Annotated in this window: 14 protein-coding genes; 2 read left to right on the plus strand and 12 right to left on the minus strand. The window is 61.4% G+C overall.

What is annotated here, in order from left to right:
• Positions 1 to 156: 156 nt before the first annotated feature.
• From IAE36_RS18885 to IAE36_RS18905, 5 genes are all read right to left on the minus strand, one after another.
• Positions 157 to 873 (minus strand): ABC transporter ATP-binding protein, encoded by a 717-nt coding sequence (locus IAE36_RS18885; protein ID WP_028631812.1) that lies wholly within the window; start codon positions 871 to 873, stop codon positions 157 to 159.
• The gene (locus IAE36_RS18890; protein ID WP_028631813.1) at positions 870 to 1745 is read right to left on the minus strand and encodes an ABC transporter ATP-binding protein; all 876 of its coding nucleotides are present in this window, start codon (positions 1743 to 1745) and stop codon (positions 870 to 872) included. The genes IAE36_RS18885 and IAE36_RS18890 overlap by 4 nt, the downstream gene beginning before the upstream one ends.
• A complete protein-coding gene (gene livM / locus IAE36_RS18895) occupies positions 1742 to 3043 on the minus strand; it encodes a high-affinity branched-chain amino acid ABC transporter permease LivM (RefSeq protein WP_028631814.1) in 1302 nt (433 codons plus the stop codon). The genes IAE36_RS18890 and livM overlap by 4 nt, the downstream gene beginning before the upstream one ends.
• Positions 3044 to 3045: 2 nt before the next feature.
• Positions 3046 to 3960, minus strand: coding sequence for an ABC transporter permease subunit (locus tag IAE36_RS18900; RefSeq protein ID WP_028631815.1), 915 nt, complete (start codon positions 3958 to 3960; stop codon positions 3046 to 3048).
• Positions 3961 to 4117: 157 nt separating this feature from the next.
• The gene (locus IAE36_RS18905; protein ID WP_060480676.1) at positions 4118 to 5254 is read right to left on the minus strand and encodes a branched-chain amino acid ABC transporter substrate-binding protein; all 1137 of its coding nucleotides are present in this window, start codon (positions 5252 to 5254) and stop codon (positions 4118 to 4120) included.
• A gap of 388 nt (positions 5255 to 5642) precedes the next feature.
• On the opposite strand from IAE36_RS18905, the gene pncB reads away from it, so the two are divergent.
• The gene (gene pncB, locus IAE36_RS18910) at positions 5643 to 6848 is read left to right on the plus strand and encodes a nicotinate phosphoribosyltransferase (protein WP_060480677.1); all 1206 of its coding nucleotides are present in this window, start codon (positions 5643 to 5645) and stop codon (positions 6846 to 6848) included.
• Between the two features lie 3 nt (positions 6849 to 6851).
• The gene (gene nadE / locus IAE36_RS18915) at positions 6852 to 7679 is read left to right on the plus strand and encodes an ammonia-dependent NAD(+) synthetase (protein WP_028631818.1); all 828 of its coding nucleotides are present in this window, start codon (positions 6852 to 6854) and stop codon (positions 7677 to 7679) included.
• A gap of 54 nt (positions 7680 to 7733) precedes the next feature.
• On the opposite strand, the gene azu is transcribed toward nadE, so the two are convergent.
• The 7 genes from azu to rpsF form a co-directional block, all read right to left on the minus strand.
• Complete coding sequence (gene azu / locus IAE36_RS18920; protein ID WP_028631819.1) at positions 7734 to 8183, minus strand: azurin; 450 nt, start codon at positions 8181 to 8183, stop codon at positions 7734 to 7736.
• A gap of 344 nt (positions 8184 to 8527) precedes the next feature.
• Positions 8528 to 10834, minus strand: a complete 2307-nt coding sequence (locus IAE36_RS18925; RefSeq protein WP_201214000.1) for a YgiQ family radical SAM protein — start codon at positions 10832 to 10834, stop codon at positions 8528 to 8530.
• A 228-nt stretch (positions 10835 to 11062) separates the two neighbouring features.
• Positions 11063 to 12460, minus strand: coding sequence for a replicative DNA helicase (gene dnaB, locus IAE36_RS18930; RefSeq protein WP_028631821.1), 1398 nt, complete (start codon positions 12458 to 12460; stop codon positions 11063 to 11065).
• A gap of 113 nt (positions 12461 to 12573) precedes the next feature.
• Complete coding sequence (gene rplI, locus IAE36_RS18935) at positions 12574 to 13020, minus strand: 50S ribosomal protein L9 (protein ID WP_028631822.1); 447 nt, start codon at positions 13018 to 13020, stop codon at positions 12574 to 12576.
• 20 nt (positions 13021 to 13040) lie between these two features.
• Positions 13041 to 13904, minus strand: coding sequence for a hypothetical protein (locus IAE36_RS18940; protein WP_060480680.1), 864 nt, complete (start codon positions 13902 to 13904; stop codon positions 13041 to 13043).
• Positions 13905 to 13937: 33 nt separating this feature from the next.
• Positions 13938 to 14168, minus strand: a complete 231-nt coding sequence (rpsR, locus tag IAE36_RS18945; RefSeq protein ID WP_003249563.1) for a 30S ribosomal protein S18 — start codon at positions 14166 to 14168, stop codon at positions 13938 to 13940.
• A 28-nt stretch (positions 14169 to 14196) separates the two neighbouring features.
• On the minus strand, positions 14197 to 14622 hold the full coding sequence (gene rpsF, locus IAE36_RS18950) for a 30S ribosomal protein S6 (RefSeq protein WP_013974420.1): 426 nt from the start codon (positions 14620 to 14622) through the stop codon (positions 14197 to 14199).
• Positions 14623 to 14641: the final 19 nt, after the last annotated feature.

Consider the following 14641-nt stretch of genomic DNA (forward strand, 5'->3'; position numbering starts at 1 on the left):
CAGATCGAGCGCCGCCCGCGCGGCGCATCGCGAGCTGCGCTCGCTCCTACATTTGTTTCGGGCCAATGATGCCTGGGGCGTATGTGCGCGAACGCCTTTGCGCAGGGCGCGATATATTGCCGTACGAACCAGGCAGGCGCTGCGCAGCGCTGCCGCTCAGTGCCCCCCCAGGTAAGCGCTGCGCACCTCTTCGTTCACCAACAACTCCTGCCCCGTCCCGGTCATGCGGATCTGCCCGTTGACCATCACATAGGCGCGGTCCGACAGTTTCAGCGCATGGTTGGCGTTCTGCTCCACCAGAAAAATAGTCATCCCGGTCTTGGCCAGCTCACGCAGGGTGGCGAAAATCTGCTTGACCACAATCGGCGCCAGCCCCAGCGAAGGTTCGTCCAGCAGCAGCAACTTCGGCCGGCTCATCAGTGCGCGGGCAATCGCCAGCATCTGCTGCTCACCCCCGGACATGGTCATGGCACGCTGGTTGCGCCGCTCCTTGAGGCGCGGGAACAGTTCGTACATGCGCTGCATATCCTCGTCGGCGTGCTTGTCGCCGATGGGGATGGTGCCCATCATCAGGTTTTCTTCCACGCTCATGTCCGGGAACACCCGCCGCCCCTCGGGGGATTGGGCAATGCCGTTGGCCGCGATGTAGTGCGTGGACTTGCGGGTGATGTCCGTCCCCCGGTAAATGATCTGCCCGGCAGCGGCGCGCGGTTGGCCGAAGATGGACATCAACAAGGTGGACTTGCCTGCCCCGTTAGCGCCAATCAGGCTCACCGTCTCACCTTCATCGATGTGCATGGACACTTGCTTGAGGGCTTGGATCGGGCCGTAGAACACGTCCAGGTCGCGCAGCTCGAGAATGGGTGCAGTCATACCAGTTCCTCTTCGTCGGCACCCAGGTAGGCAGCGATCACGGTCGGGTTGTTGCGGATATCCTGCGGGGCGCCTTCGGCGATCACGTTGCCGTGGTCCAGCACGACGATATGGTCGGAAATGCTCATGACCATGCCCATGTCGTGCTCGATCAGCACCACCGTGATGTCGTGCTCGTCACGCAGCACCCGCACCATACGGCTGAGCGCCTCGGTTTCCTGCGGGTTCAGGCCGGCCGCCGGCTCGTCCAGGCAGATCACCTTGGGCCGCGTGCACATGGCCCGGGCAATCTCCAGGCGCCGCTGCTGCCCGTACGACAGCTCGCCAGCCAGGCGGTTGGCACAGTCGACCAGGTCGACCACCTCCAACCAGTAGAAGGCGTGGTCCAGCGCATCGCTCTCGGACTTGCGGTAGGCCTTGGTGTTGAGTACCCCGGCCAGCAGGTTGCGGTTTACCCACATGTGCTGCGCCACCAGCAGGTTCTCGATGACCGACATCTCCTTGAACAGGCGGATGTTCTGGAACGTACGGGCCAGGCCTGCGCGGTTCACCAGGTGTGTGCCACCGAACATCTTGTAGTACAGCCGGCTGGCGAAACGGGACGGGGAGACAAAATCCGCCGCCTGGAAGCTTTCGCCCAGCAACTGGATAACGTTGGTGTGGCCGCCCCGCACGTTCAGCTCGATGCGCCCGCCACTGGGCTTGTAGAAGCCGGTAAGGCAGTTGAAAACCGTGGTCTTGCCGGCGCCATTGGGGCCGATCAAGGCGAAGATCTGGTTGCGCCTGACCTTCAGGCTAACGTCGCTGAGCGCCTTGATGCCACCGAACTGCATCATCAGGTTATCCACAGACAGAATGATTTCGTCGCTCATGGCGCCACTCCTTTACGTGGGGTCACACCGGTACGGCTGATGCGAATCAGGCCCCGCGGTCGCCAGATCATCATCAGCACCATCAGCACGCCGAACAGCAGCACCCGGTATTCCGAGAAGCTGCGCAGCAACTCGGGGGCGACGGTGAGCACGAAGGCCGCGATGACCACGCCCACGGTCGAACCCATGCCGCCCAGCACGACGATGGCCAGAATGAGCGCCGACTCGAAGAAGGTGAACGAGGACGGGTTGACGAAGCCCTGGTAGGTGGCGAAAAACACACCGGCAAGGCCTGCAGTCGATGCGCCCAAAGTGAAGGCCGACAGCTTGACCAGCACATGGTTGAGCCCCATGGAACGGCAGGCGATCTCGTCCTCGCGCAGCGCTTCCCAGGCTCGCCCAACCGGCATCCGGGTTAGCCGGTGCTTGATGTAGAGCACCGCCAGCACGACCAGAAACAGCACACCATAAATGAACACGAACTTGAGGTTGGCGTTGTAATCGAAGCCGAAGAACTCGTGAATCGGCACGCCGCCGTCCTTGGCACGCCGCCCGAACTCCAGGCCGAAGAAGGTCGGCGAAGGCGCCGGCATGCCGTTGGGCCCGCCCGTGAACGACAACCAGTTGTTCAGCACCAGGCGGATGATTTCACCAAAGCCCAGGGTGACGATGGCCAGGTAGTCGCCGTGCATGCGTAATACCGGGAACCCCAGGATGCACCCGGCCAACGCAGCGGCGATGGCCGCAAGCGGCAGTACGCTCCAGAAGCCCAGCCCCAGGTACTGGTAACCCAGCGCCAGGCCATAGGCGCCGATGGCGTAGAACGCCACGTAGCCCAGGTCGAGCAGGCCTGCCAGGCCCACCACGATGTTCAACCCAAGGCCCAGCAAGACGTAGATCAGCCCCAGGATGACCACGGTCAGCAGGTACTTGTTGGCAAAGATGGGGAACACGATGGCGATGATCACCAGCGCCGGGATGATATAGCGCAGGCGCGACTTGTAGTCCGGTGCGTTGACGTGCACGCCCGAGCCACCGCTGTCGAAGCCCTGCAGCATGCGCCGGCCAGCGGCGGTCTGCAGGTACAGGCTGAGCAGAAAGCGCCCCACCATCACCCCGCCAACCAGCCAGGCCACACGGCGCGGCTCGGCGTTGAAACTGTAGCCATCGAGCACCACGCCCACTACCGGGCCAAACACGATCAGCGCCAGCAGCCCTGCGACCAGGGTTTCCAGCAGGCTGCGCTTCAGGTCGAAACCCTTGGTTTCGGAAACAGAGGCAATTTTGGCAACGGACATGATCACACCTTAGCCACGAGTGGGCGACCCAGCAGGCCTTGAGGGCGGAAGATAAGGATGAGCACCAGCAGCGAGAAGCTGAATACGTCCTTGTAGTCCGAGTTGATCAGCCCCGAGAACAGCGATTCGGAAATCCCCAGGATGATGCCGCCAAGCATCGCCCCCGGCAGCGAGCCGATGCCGCCGAGCACGGCGGCGGTAAATGCCTTGATGCCGATGATGAAGCCTGCATAGAAGTCGAAAGTGCCATAGTTCATGGTGATCAGCACACCGGCCAGCGCGGCCATCACCGCCCCGATCACGAATACGTAGGAAATCACCCGGTCGGTGTTGATCCCCAGAATCGACGCCATCTTGCGGTCCTGCTGGGTGGCACGGCACATGCGCCCAAGCTTGGTGTACTTGATGACATAGGTCAGCAGGCCCATGCCGACGAACGCAGCCACCAGGATGAAGATCTTGGTGTAGGTCAATTGTACGAAGCCACTGCCCACATCGACGCGCCAGGCGCCTTCGAGCAACGTAGGTACACCCTGCTGGCGGGCGCCCTGGCTGATCTGCGCATAGTTTTGCAGGATAAGCGAAATGCCGATGGCACTGATCAGCGGTGCCAGGCGGGTGGAGTTACGCAGGGGTTTATAAGCGATGCGCTCGATGGTGAAGCCATACACCCCGGTGACCACGATGGTGAACAACAGCGTGCCCAGCATCAACAGGGGGAAGGATTCGATACCGAAGTAAGCCAGCAATGCCAGGCTGATCGCCGCCAGGTAAGCGGAGATCATGTACACCTCGCCGTGCGCGAAGTTGATCATGCCGATGATGCCATAGACCATTGTGTAGCCGATGGCGATCAGGCCATAGACCGACCCAAGGGTCAGGCCATTGACCAGTTGCTGCAGGAAAATACCATCCATAACGCAATCTCACCTGATGGAGACTGCACGGGCGCCGCCCACGGCGGGCCCGGGTCAAGGCGGCCCTCGCAGTGCAGACCCGTGCAGGTCTACGAATAAAGACAGGTACCGCAGGGGCCCGGGCCCAGGGCGTGTGCACCTGGGCCTTGGGCCGTTGTTATTGTTGTTTTTCCAGCTGGTGGTACTTGCCGTCCTTATCCCACTGGTAGACCACGTAGTCGGACACCGTCAGGTCGCCCTTGCTGTCCCACTTCTTCTCACCCATCACGGTCTGCACCGGGTTGGCTTTCAGCCATTTGGCGGCGTCCTCGCCCTTGTTCGACTTGGCGCCGTTGAACGCCGCTGCCAACGCCTGCAGCGAGGCATAGGCATACAGGGTGTAGCCTTCAGGCTCGGTGCCGGCCTTGCGGAATGCTTCCACCACCGCCTTGCTGTCCGGCAGCAGGCGCGGGTCGGCGCCGAAGGTCATGTACACGCCATCGACGTACTGCGCGCCGCCAGCAGTAGACACCAGCTCGTCGGTGACGATGCCGTCGTCAGACATGAACTTCACGTCCTTCAGGCCCTGCTCGCGCAGTTGCCGAACCAGCGGCCCGGCCTCTGGGTGAAGGCCGCCGAAGTACACCACGTCGGCGCCCACGGAGCGGATCTTGGTGACCACGGCGCTGAAATCTTTTTCGCCACGGGTCAGGCCTTCATACAGCACCGGTTTCACGCCGCGCTTTTCCAGCTGCGCCTTGGTCGCATCGGCCAGGCCTTGGCCGTAGGTGTCCTTGTCGTGCAACACCGCCACCTTCTTGCCCTTGAGCACATCGACGATGTAGTTGCCCGCGACCACGCCCTGCTGGTCGTCCCGGCCGCACATGCGGAACATGGCAGAAAGGCCACGCTCGGTGACCTGCGGGTTGGTCGAGCCGGGGGTGATGGCGATCACGCCTGCTTCGTCATACACCTCCGAAGCCGGGATGGTGTTGGACGAACAGAAATGGCCGACCACGCCAATGACCTTGTCCTGGTCCACCAACCGGTTGGCCACGGCCACGGCCTGCTTGGGTTCGCAGGCATCATCGCCCTTCACCAGCACGATCTTCTCGCCGTTCACGCCACCTGCCGCGTTGATCTTGTCGGCGGCGGCCTGGGCCCCCTTCATGTACTGCTCGCCAAACGCTGCGTTCGCCCCGGTCATCGGGCCCGCGACACCGATCTTCACGTCGGCCTGAACATACGAAGAAACACCCAGTGCCGTGGCGACGGCCAGGGCCAGAAAACCTTTCTTGTAAAACGTCTGCGACATGAGGTGGTGCTCCTGAATTTTTTTAGTTGGCACTACAACGACTCAGCCCTGTCCTCCGAGCAAGGGCCGTGCCATCAGTTTTACATCGCTGTTAAACACTTCGTTTAACAGGCGTGCCAGCCCGGCATGGCCTTTTGTTACTGAGCGTGCAACCGTCTGCGACGCGCAAGGCGCCACCTTCATCCAGCAGCCAGGGCAACTCCACCCTGCCATCATTGCAACCCTGCCCCACACCACCGTGCAACCCGCCTGTAACAAACAACGTCACCGAACTGCACACACGTGGTGCGCCACTGCTACAGCCGGCACCGTTTCAAGGCTGGCCGAAACATCAAAGTGAAAAGGCTGGCACAATGGCCGCCATTCGCCGTTTCTGGAGTCACCCCTGATGAGCGAGAGCGCATTCGCCGAGCGCATCGTGCATAACCTGCTCGACACCGATTTCTACAAACTCACCATGATGCAGGCTGTGTTGCACAACTACCCGGATGCCGACGTGGAATGGGAGTTCCGCTGCCGCAACGGCGAGGACCTGCGCCCGTACCTTGGCGAAATCCGTCAGCAGCTCGAACGGCTCAGCGACCTGACCCTGGATGACGGGCAGTTGGGCTTCCTGGAACGCATCAGCTTTCTGAAGCCGGACTTTCTGCGGTTTCTGCGGTTGTTCCGCTTCAACCTGCGTTACGTCCAACTGGGCATCGAGGACGATCAGCTGTGCCTGCGCCTCAAAGGCCCCTGGCTGCATGTGATTCTGTTCGAAGTTCCGCTGCTGGCCATCATCAGCGAGGTCCGTAACCGCCACCTGCACCCGCACATGCGGCTGTCGGAGGCACGCGACCAGCTCTATCGCAAATTCGACTGGCTCAATGCCAATGCCAGCGGTGACGAGCTGGCCGAGATGCAGGTCGCCGACTTCGGTACCCGCCGGCGTTTTTCCAGCCGCGTGCAACAGGAGGTGGTGCGGGTGCTGCGCGATGACTTCCCGGCCCGCTTCGTGGGCACCAGCAACGTCGACCTAGCCTGGAAGCTGGATATCAAACCCCTGGGCACCATGGCCCACGAATGGATCATGGCCCATCAGCAGCTCGGCCCCCGGCTGATCGATAGCCAGATCGCCGCACTGGACTGCTGGGTGCGGGAGTACCGCGGCTTGCTGGGCATCGCCCTGACCGACTGCGTCACCATGGACGCCTTCCTCGGTGACTTCGACCTGTATTTCGCCAAGCTCTTCGACGGCCTGCGCCATGACTCTGGCGAGCCGGTGGCCTGGGCGGAAAAAGCCATCGCCCACTACCAGCACCTGGGCATCGACCCGATGACCAAGACCTTGGTGTTCTCCGATGGCCTGGACCTGCCCCGGGCGCTGCAAATCTTCCGTGCGCTGCGCGGTCGCATCAACGTAAGCTTTGGTATCGGCACCAACCTGACATGCGACATCCCGGGGGTGGCGCCGATGAGCATCGTGCTCAAGATGACCGACTGCAACGGCGCCCCGGTGGCGAAGATTTCCGACGAGGCGGCCAAGACCCAGTGCCGCGACCCGAATTTCGTCGCCTACTTGCGTCATGTATTCAAAGTCCCCAGCAAGGAGTAACCCATGCAAGCGGTTCAACAGGAAATTGCCCAGGCCCTGAAGGTACAGCCGCCGTTCGCCGACGCCGCTGCCCTGGACGCCGAAGTCGCCCGGCGTGTGGCGTTCATCAAGGGCTGCCTGGCCAACGCCCGCCTCAAGACCCTGGTGCTGGGCATCAGCGGCGGTGTCGATTCACTCACCGCTGCACTGCTCGCCCAGCGCGCCATCAACGAGCTGCGTGCAGAAACCGGCGACAAGGCCTACACCTTCATCGCCGTACGCCTGCCCTACCACGTCCAGCACGATGAACATGACGCCCAGGCCTGCCTGGAAGTGATCAAGGCCGACGAAGTACACACCGTCGACATTGCCCCTGCGGTGAAGGCACTGGCCGCCGAGGTGGTCGAGCTGAAGGCCGGTTCGCCCACCCTGGTGGACTTCGTGGTCGGCAACGTCAAGGCGCGTACGCGCATGGTGGCGCAATACACCATTGCCGGCGCCCGTGCGGGGCTGGTGATCGGTACCGACCACGCCGCCGAAGCGGTAATGGGCTTCTTTACCAAATTTGGTGACGGTGCCTGCGACCTGGCCCCGTTGAGCGGCCTGGTGAAGCGCCAGGTACGGGCGATTGCGCGCAGCTTCGGGGCGCCCGAGTCACTGGTGGAGAAGGTGCCAACGGCTGACCTGGAAGACCTGGAACCGGGCAAGCCGGACGAAGCGTCGCACGGTGTGACATACCAGCAGATCGACGACTTCCTGCAGGGGCAACCCATCGATCAGGCGGCGTTCGACATCATCGTCGCCAACTACCGCAAGACCCAGCACAAGCGCGAGCTGCCGTTTGCGCCGTAACAATGCATTGGGGCCGCAAAGCGGCCCCAATGACACGTACCCACGCGCTTTAGATCACTTGACGACAACCTTGCCCTTCATCATCGAGATGTGGCCAGGGAAGGTGCAGAAGAAGCTGTAGTCACCGCCGGCATCCAGCTTGGAGGTGTCGAACTTGATCTCGGTTTCTTTCTCAGGCGCACCAATCATCTTGGTGTGGGCAATGATCGCGGCGTTGTCGGCCTTGATGTAGTCCTTCTCCAGGCCCTGGCTCATGCCTTCGGTCGCAATGCCCTGCATGTCGGCAGTCTTGCTGATGACCAGGTTATGGCCCATGACGTTCTTCGGCAGGTTGCCGGAGTGCGTCAGTTTTACCGTGAACTCCTTGCAGCTCTTATCGACGGTAATTTCCTTGGTGTTGTACGACATCTGGTCGGTGGAATCGACAGTCACCGAACACTCGGCTGCGAAGACAGAGGCGCTGGCGAGGGTCAGCAGGGATACCGCTACAGCTTTCGCAAACATCATGAATCTCCTTGGCAGGGTTTTATCAATTGCGAGACTGCCTTAAACCGTTCAGCCCCTCGCTGATGTGGGTCAAGGGGGTGTCAATAGGCCAGGCAGTTGAATTGTTCAATGGATTGTATACAACCAATCTAAGGGCACATCATGCCCCTTTATTAGACGATGGGACAACCACTCATTTAGGAGCAATACCAAATGCCCATGTCCAGCCTCATCAACAGCCTGCTCGCCGCTTACGCACACGCAGCCACCGGGGCGATCTGCGAATTCTCGCGCCCGGAATAACAACTGATTGAAGGATTCACAGTGTTGCGGGGCCGCCAGGCGGCCCCGAACGAGGTCGACTAGCGCGGGATGACCGGCTGACGCGGTTTCTTGCCTTTGCCCGCTTTACCACCTTTGCCTGCATCCTTGCGCTCTTTGGCGGCTTGCTGGTTGCGCGCGAATGCTTCGGCCTTGGCCTTTTCTCGCTTGTCCCAAGGCTTGCTGCCATCACTGGCACGCGGCGGCAGGCCGGTGTGCTGGGTCAGCACCTTCTGCTCCTTGGCCACCTTGTGGCTACCTGCAGGCGTGGAGTTCTTGCGCCGAGCACTCTGGTAGGTGTCCGATTGCGGCTGGTGCAGGGGGATCAGCTGGTGCTTGCCCGGGCCGATCAGGTCGGCGCGGCCCATGCGCTCCAGCGCCTCACGCAACATCGGCCAGCCCTTGGGGTCGTGATAGCGCAAGAATGCCTTGTGCAGCCGGCGTTGCTCGTCGCTCTTGACGATATCCACGCCTTCGCTCTTGTAGGTCACCTTGCGCAGCGGGTTCTTGCCCGAATGGTACATGGCCGTGGCCGAGGCCATCGGCGAGGGGTAGAACGCCTGCACCTGGTCGGCGCGGAAGCCGTTGCCCTTGAGCCACAGGGCCAGGTTCATCATGTCTTCATCGGTGGTGCCTGGGTGCGCGGCGATGAAGTACGGGATCAGGTACTGCTCCTTGCCCGCTTCTTTCGAGAACTTCTCGAACATGCGCTTGAAGCGGTCGTAGGTGCCGATACCCGGCTTCATCATCTTGTCCAGCGGGCCACGCTCGGTGTGCTCCGGGGCAATCTTGAGGTAACCGCCCACGTGGTGGGTGACCAGCTCCTTCACGTATTCCGGCGACTCGACCGCCAGGTCGTAGCGCAGGCCCGAGGCAATCAGGATTTTCTTCACACCTGGCAAGGCACGGGCCTTGCGGTACAGCTCGATCAACGAGCTATGGTCGGTGTTGAGGTTCTCGCAAATACCGGGGAACACGCACGACGGCTTGCGGCAGTGCTTCTCGATGTCCGGGCTTTTACAGGCGATGCGGTACATGTTGGCGGTCGGGCCGCCCAGGTCAGACACCACGCCGGTGAAGCCAGGCACCTTGTCGCGCATTTCTTCGATCTCGTGGAGGATCGACTCGTGCGAACGGTTCTGGATGATCCGGCCTTCGTGCTCGGTGATCGAGCAGAAGGTGCAGCCGCCAAAGCAGCCGCGCATGATGTTCACCGAGAAACGGATCATCTCGTAGGCCGGAATGCGCTCCTTGCCGTAGGCAGGGTGCGGCACACGCGCATACGGCATGCCGAACACGTAGTCCATTTCTTCGGTGCTCATGGGGATGGGTGGCGGGTTGAACCACACATCCACTTCGCCGTGTTTTTGCACCAGGGCGCGGGCGTTGCCGGGGTTGGTCTCCAGGTGCAGCACGCGGTTGGCGTGGGCATACAGCACCGGGTCGTTGCGCACTTTCTCGAACGAGGGCAGGCGGATCACCGACTTGTCGCGGGTCATGCGCGGGCTGTCGAGAATCTGCACCACCTTGGCTTCGTTCGGGTCTTCCTGGTCGCCTTTGGCCTGCTCGATGGCGCAGGCCTGGGTGTCCTGCGTATTCACGTAGGGGTTGATGATCTTGTCGACACGGCCCGGGCGGTCGATGCGGGTGGAGTCGATCTCGTACCAGCCTTGCGGGGTATCGCGGCGCACGAACGCGGTGCCACGTACGTCGGTGATGGTGTCGATGCGCTCGCCGCTGGACAGGCGCTGGGCCACTTCGACCACGGCCCGCTCGGCGTTGCCGAACAGCAGGATGTCGGCGCTGGCGTCGATCAGGATCGAGTGCCGGACCTTGTCCTGCCAGTAGTCGTAATGCGCGATACGGCGCAGCGAGGCCTCGATGCCGCCCAGCACGATCGGCACGTGCTTGTAGGCTTCCTTGCAGCGCTGGCTGTACACCAAGCTGGCACGGTCAGGGCGGCTGCCGGCCAACCCGCCCGGGGTGTAGGCGTCATCGGAGCGGATTTTCTTGTCCGCGGTGTAGCGGTTGATCATCGAGTCCATGTTGCCTGCAGCCACCCCGAAGAACAGGTTCGGCTCGCCCAGTTTCATGAAGTCGTCTTTGGACTGCCAGTTCGGCTGGGCAATGATGCCCACACGGAAGCCCTGGGCCTCCAGCAGGCGACCGATGATGGCCATGCCGAACGACGGATGGTCGACGTAGGCGTCCCCGGTCACGATGATGATGTCGCAGGAATCCCAGCCGAGCAGATCCATCTCCTCCCTGCTCATTGGCAGGAAAGGTGCTGGCCCGAAGCATTCGGCCCAGTACTTGGGATAGTCGTAGAGTGGTTTGGCTGCTTGCATGTCAGTGACCGGTTCTGGTGTGCAGGAAAATCGCGGGCGCGAAATATAGCACAAATTTTAACCAAGTCCGACTGGAATCGTAGGGGATAGGTGGGTTGCGCGACAGTTGGTGTAAAGGCCTACGGGTACCCGCCGCGATGATGGCTTCGCTTGTCAGATCGAGCGCCGCCCTCGCGGCGCTTGAACTCAACAACACTGAAACTCCCAAGGCGAACGCCTGGTCGAGCCTTACTCGTCGTCGTCGAAGTTATACATCCCCGGCGCCAGGTTCTCGAAGCGGGTGTATTTACCAATAAACGCCAGCCGCACAAAACCAATCGGCCCGTTACGCTGTTTACCGATGATGATTTCCGCCACGCCCTTGTGTTCGGTTTCGGGGTGGTACACCTCGTCACGGTAGACGAACATGATCACGTCGGCGTCCTGCTCGATTGCACCGGATTCACGCAAGTCGGAGTTCACCGGGCGCTTGTTCGGGCGCTGCTCCAGGGATCGGTTCAGCTGGGAGAGCGCGATGACCGGGCAGTTGAACTCCTTCGCCAGCGCTTTCAGCGAGCGGGAAATCTCGGAAATTTCATTGGTACGGTTATCACCGGCCGACCCCGGGATCTGCATCAGCTGCAGGTAGTCGACCATGATCAGGGCAATTTCGCCGTGTTCGCGGGCCAGGCGCCGGGTACGCGCACGCATCTCCGATGGGCTGATGCCGGCGGTATCGTCGATGAACAGCTTGCGGTCGTTGAGCAGGTTCACAGCCGAGGTCAGGCGCGGCCAGTCGTCATCGTCCAGTTGCCCGGAACGCACCTTGGTCTGGTCGATACGGCCCAGCGACGACAGCATACGCATGACCAGCGATTCGCCTGGCATCTCCAGCGAGAACACCAGCACTGCCTTGTCGGTACGCAGCACCGCGTTTTCAACCAGGTTCATGGCGAAGGTGGTTTTACCCATGGAGGGTCGACCCGCAACGATGACCAGGTCGGCCGGCTGCAGGCCGCTGGTTTTCCCGTCCAGGTCGGTAAAGCCGGTGGATACCCCGGTGATATCGCTGTCGGAGTTGAACAGTGTATCGATACGGTCGATGGCCTTGGTCAACAGCTCGTTGACCCCCACCGGGCCACCGGTCTTGGGCCGCGCCTCGGCGATCTGGAAGATCTGCCGCTCGGCATCGTCGAGAATTTCCGCGGCATCGCGCCCCTGCGGGTTGAACGCGTTGTCGGCGATGTCGGTACTGATGCTGATCAGCTGGCGCAGCGTGGCCCGCTCGCGAATGATCGCGGCGTACGCCTTGATGTTGGCCACCGACGGCGTGTTCTTGGCCAGTTCGGCGAGGTACGCCAAGCCACCCACCTGCGTGGACAGGCCTTCCTTGTCCAGCTGCTCGTGCAGGGTCACCACGTCGAATGGCTGGTTGGCGTCGGCCAACTTGTGCACGGCACGGAAGATCAAACGGTGGTCATGCCGATAGAAGTCACCATCCGACACCTGGTCCAGCACACGCTCCCAGGCATTGTTATCCAGCATCAGGCCACCGAGCACGGCCTGTTCGGCCTCGATGGAATGCGGCGGCACCTTCAGGGCTGCGGTTTGCAGGTCAAGCTGTTCGGAGGAAGTGATCTCGTTCATGTCCACGGAAGAATTCTGGAGGATTAGAAACACAAAGGGCACGGCCTGTCGAAGACAGGACCGTGCCCGATGTTAACCGGCTGACACCTGACGGGCCAGCCGGTCAGCGCAGCTTAGGCAGCTACGACGACCACACGTACGGTGGCTTCAACGTCGCTGTGCAGGTGCACGGCTACGTCGTATTCGCCAACCTGACGGATGGTGCCGTTCGGCAGACGCACTTCAGCTTTGGCCACTTCAACGCCAGAGGCGGTCAGGGCGTCAGCGATGTCGTGGGTGCCGATCGAACCGAACAGCTTGCCTTCGTCGCCAGCGGTGGCAGTGATGGTCACTTCCAGCTCGGCCAGTTGGGCAGCGCGGCTTTCAGCCGAAGCTTTCTTGTCAGCGGCTGCTTTTTCCAGCTCGGCGCGACGCTCTTCGAACGCAGCCAGGTTGGCGGCGGTCGCAGCGGTGGCCTTGCCGAATGGCAGCAGGTAGTTACGGCCGTAGCCAGCCTTAACATTTACTTTGTCGCCCAGGTTACCCAGGTTGGCGACTTTTTCCAGCAGGATCAGTTCCATTTGGTAAAACCTCTTAACTTTTAACCTTCACCGTTCGCGGAGTCATTCCCCTTGGGGGACTTGCGACCGCGAAAATCAATCAGGCTGTCGACAATGGCCAAAACCACCAGCAACGGATAAATCAGCTGCATGATCAGCGGCAACGTCACGTACATCCCCACCAGCCAGAAACCAGCCAGTCGGCCCTGTGCCACGAGCCCATGCATCAACGCGATGCCGGCCAGCACCAGTACCAGGCTCGAAGCCGATGCCAGGATGATGAACTGCGGCCCGATGAACGGAGCCACCACCATCACTGCCACCAAGACCGCCATGGTCTGTTTCGGCAACTTCAGTGCGCGAAATTCGCGACCGAAGCCTCCAGGGTTGTACAACGCTGCCTGCCAATAACGCGCCAGCACCAAAGCCAGCACGCAGAACAATTGCACCGTCACGGCTGTGGAAGCGACCAGCACAGGGCGGATCGTTTCGCCGGAGAGCACCGGTTGCCCCTCGACCTGCGGCATGGCGTCGGAAAACGCCTTGGCCAGCGCATCGAAGGTCGGGGCCAGCGCCAGATCGAGCACGTGGCTGAAAACCACGGCGAACACGGCGCTGACCACCAGAACCCGGCTCCAGGAATGCTCGGCACGCAACATGGCGGCCAAGGCCAGGGCACCGGCGATCACCATGAAGGTGATCGGATCGCCCATGACCCACACGGCCAGCCCGGCGAGCAAGCCGCCGGCGATGACCGTTGTAGCATCCTTGAAACCCCGCCGCAGCAGCACAAGGCTGCCGGCAGCGGCACTCAACCAGAACAGCAGCGGCAGTACCGCGCTGATGACCACCACGAGGGTGGCCTGCACACGACCGCGCATGATGAAACTCGCTAACGCTCGCATGCTAATCCCTTACTGCTTGTCGACGACCCGGTCTCAGCGGCCGTGGCTGTCGGTGTAGGGCAGCAGGGCCAGGAAGCGGGCGCGCTTGATAGCGGTAGCCAGCTGACGCTGATAACGAGCTTTGGTACCGGTGATACGGCTTGGAACGATCTTGCCGGTTTCGGATACGTAAGCTTTCAGGGTGTTGAGATCTTTGAAGTCGATCTCTTTCACGTCTTCAGCAGTGAAGCGGCAGAATTTACGACGACGGAAGAAACGTGCCATTTAATAGGCTCCTCTAAAGGTCCGTGGATTACTCGTCAGCGTTATCGCTGGAGTCGCTGTCATTGCTGTCGTCGCCATCGGCGGACTCGGCATGCTCAGGACGCTCGCGACGCTCACGGCGCTCGCTGCGGTTTTCTTCAGCCTTCAGCATCTCGGACTGACCGGTAACGGCTTCGTCACGACGGATGACCAGGTTACGGATAACGGCATCGTTGTAGCGGAAGTTGTCTTCCAGCTCGGCCAGGGCCTTGCCAGTGCACTCAACGTTCAGCATCACGTAGTGAGCCTTGTGAACATTGTTGATTGCGTAGGCCAGTTGACGACGGCCCCAGTCTTCCAGGCGGTGGATCTTGCCACCATCTTCTTCGATCAGCTTGGTGTAACGCTCAACCATGCCGCCGACTTGCTCGCTCTGGTCCGGGTGAACCAGGAAGATGATTTCGTAATGACGCATGAATGCTCCTTACGGGTTA

It is taken from the genome of Pseudomonas sp. S36 (genome assembly GCF_016647875.1).
Classification (GTDB): Bacteria; Pseudomonadota; Gammaproteobacteria; order Pseudomonadales; family Pseudomonadaceae; genus Aquipseudomonas; species Aquipseudomonas parafulva.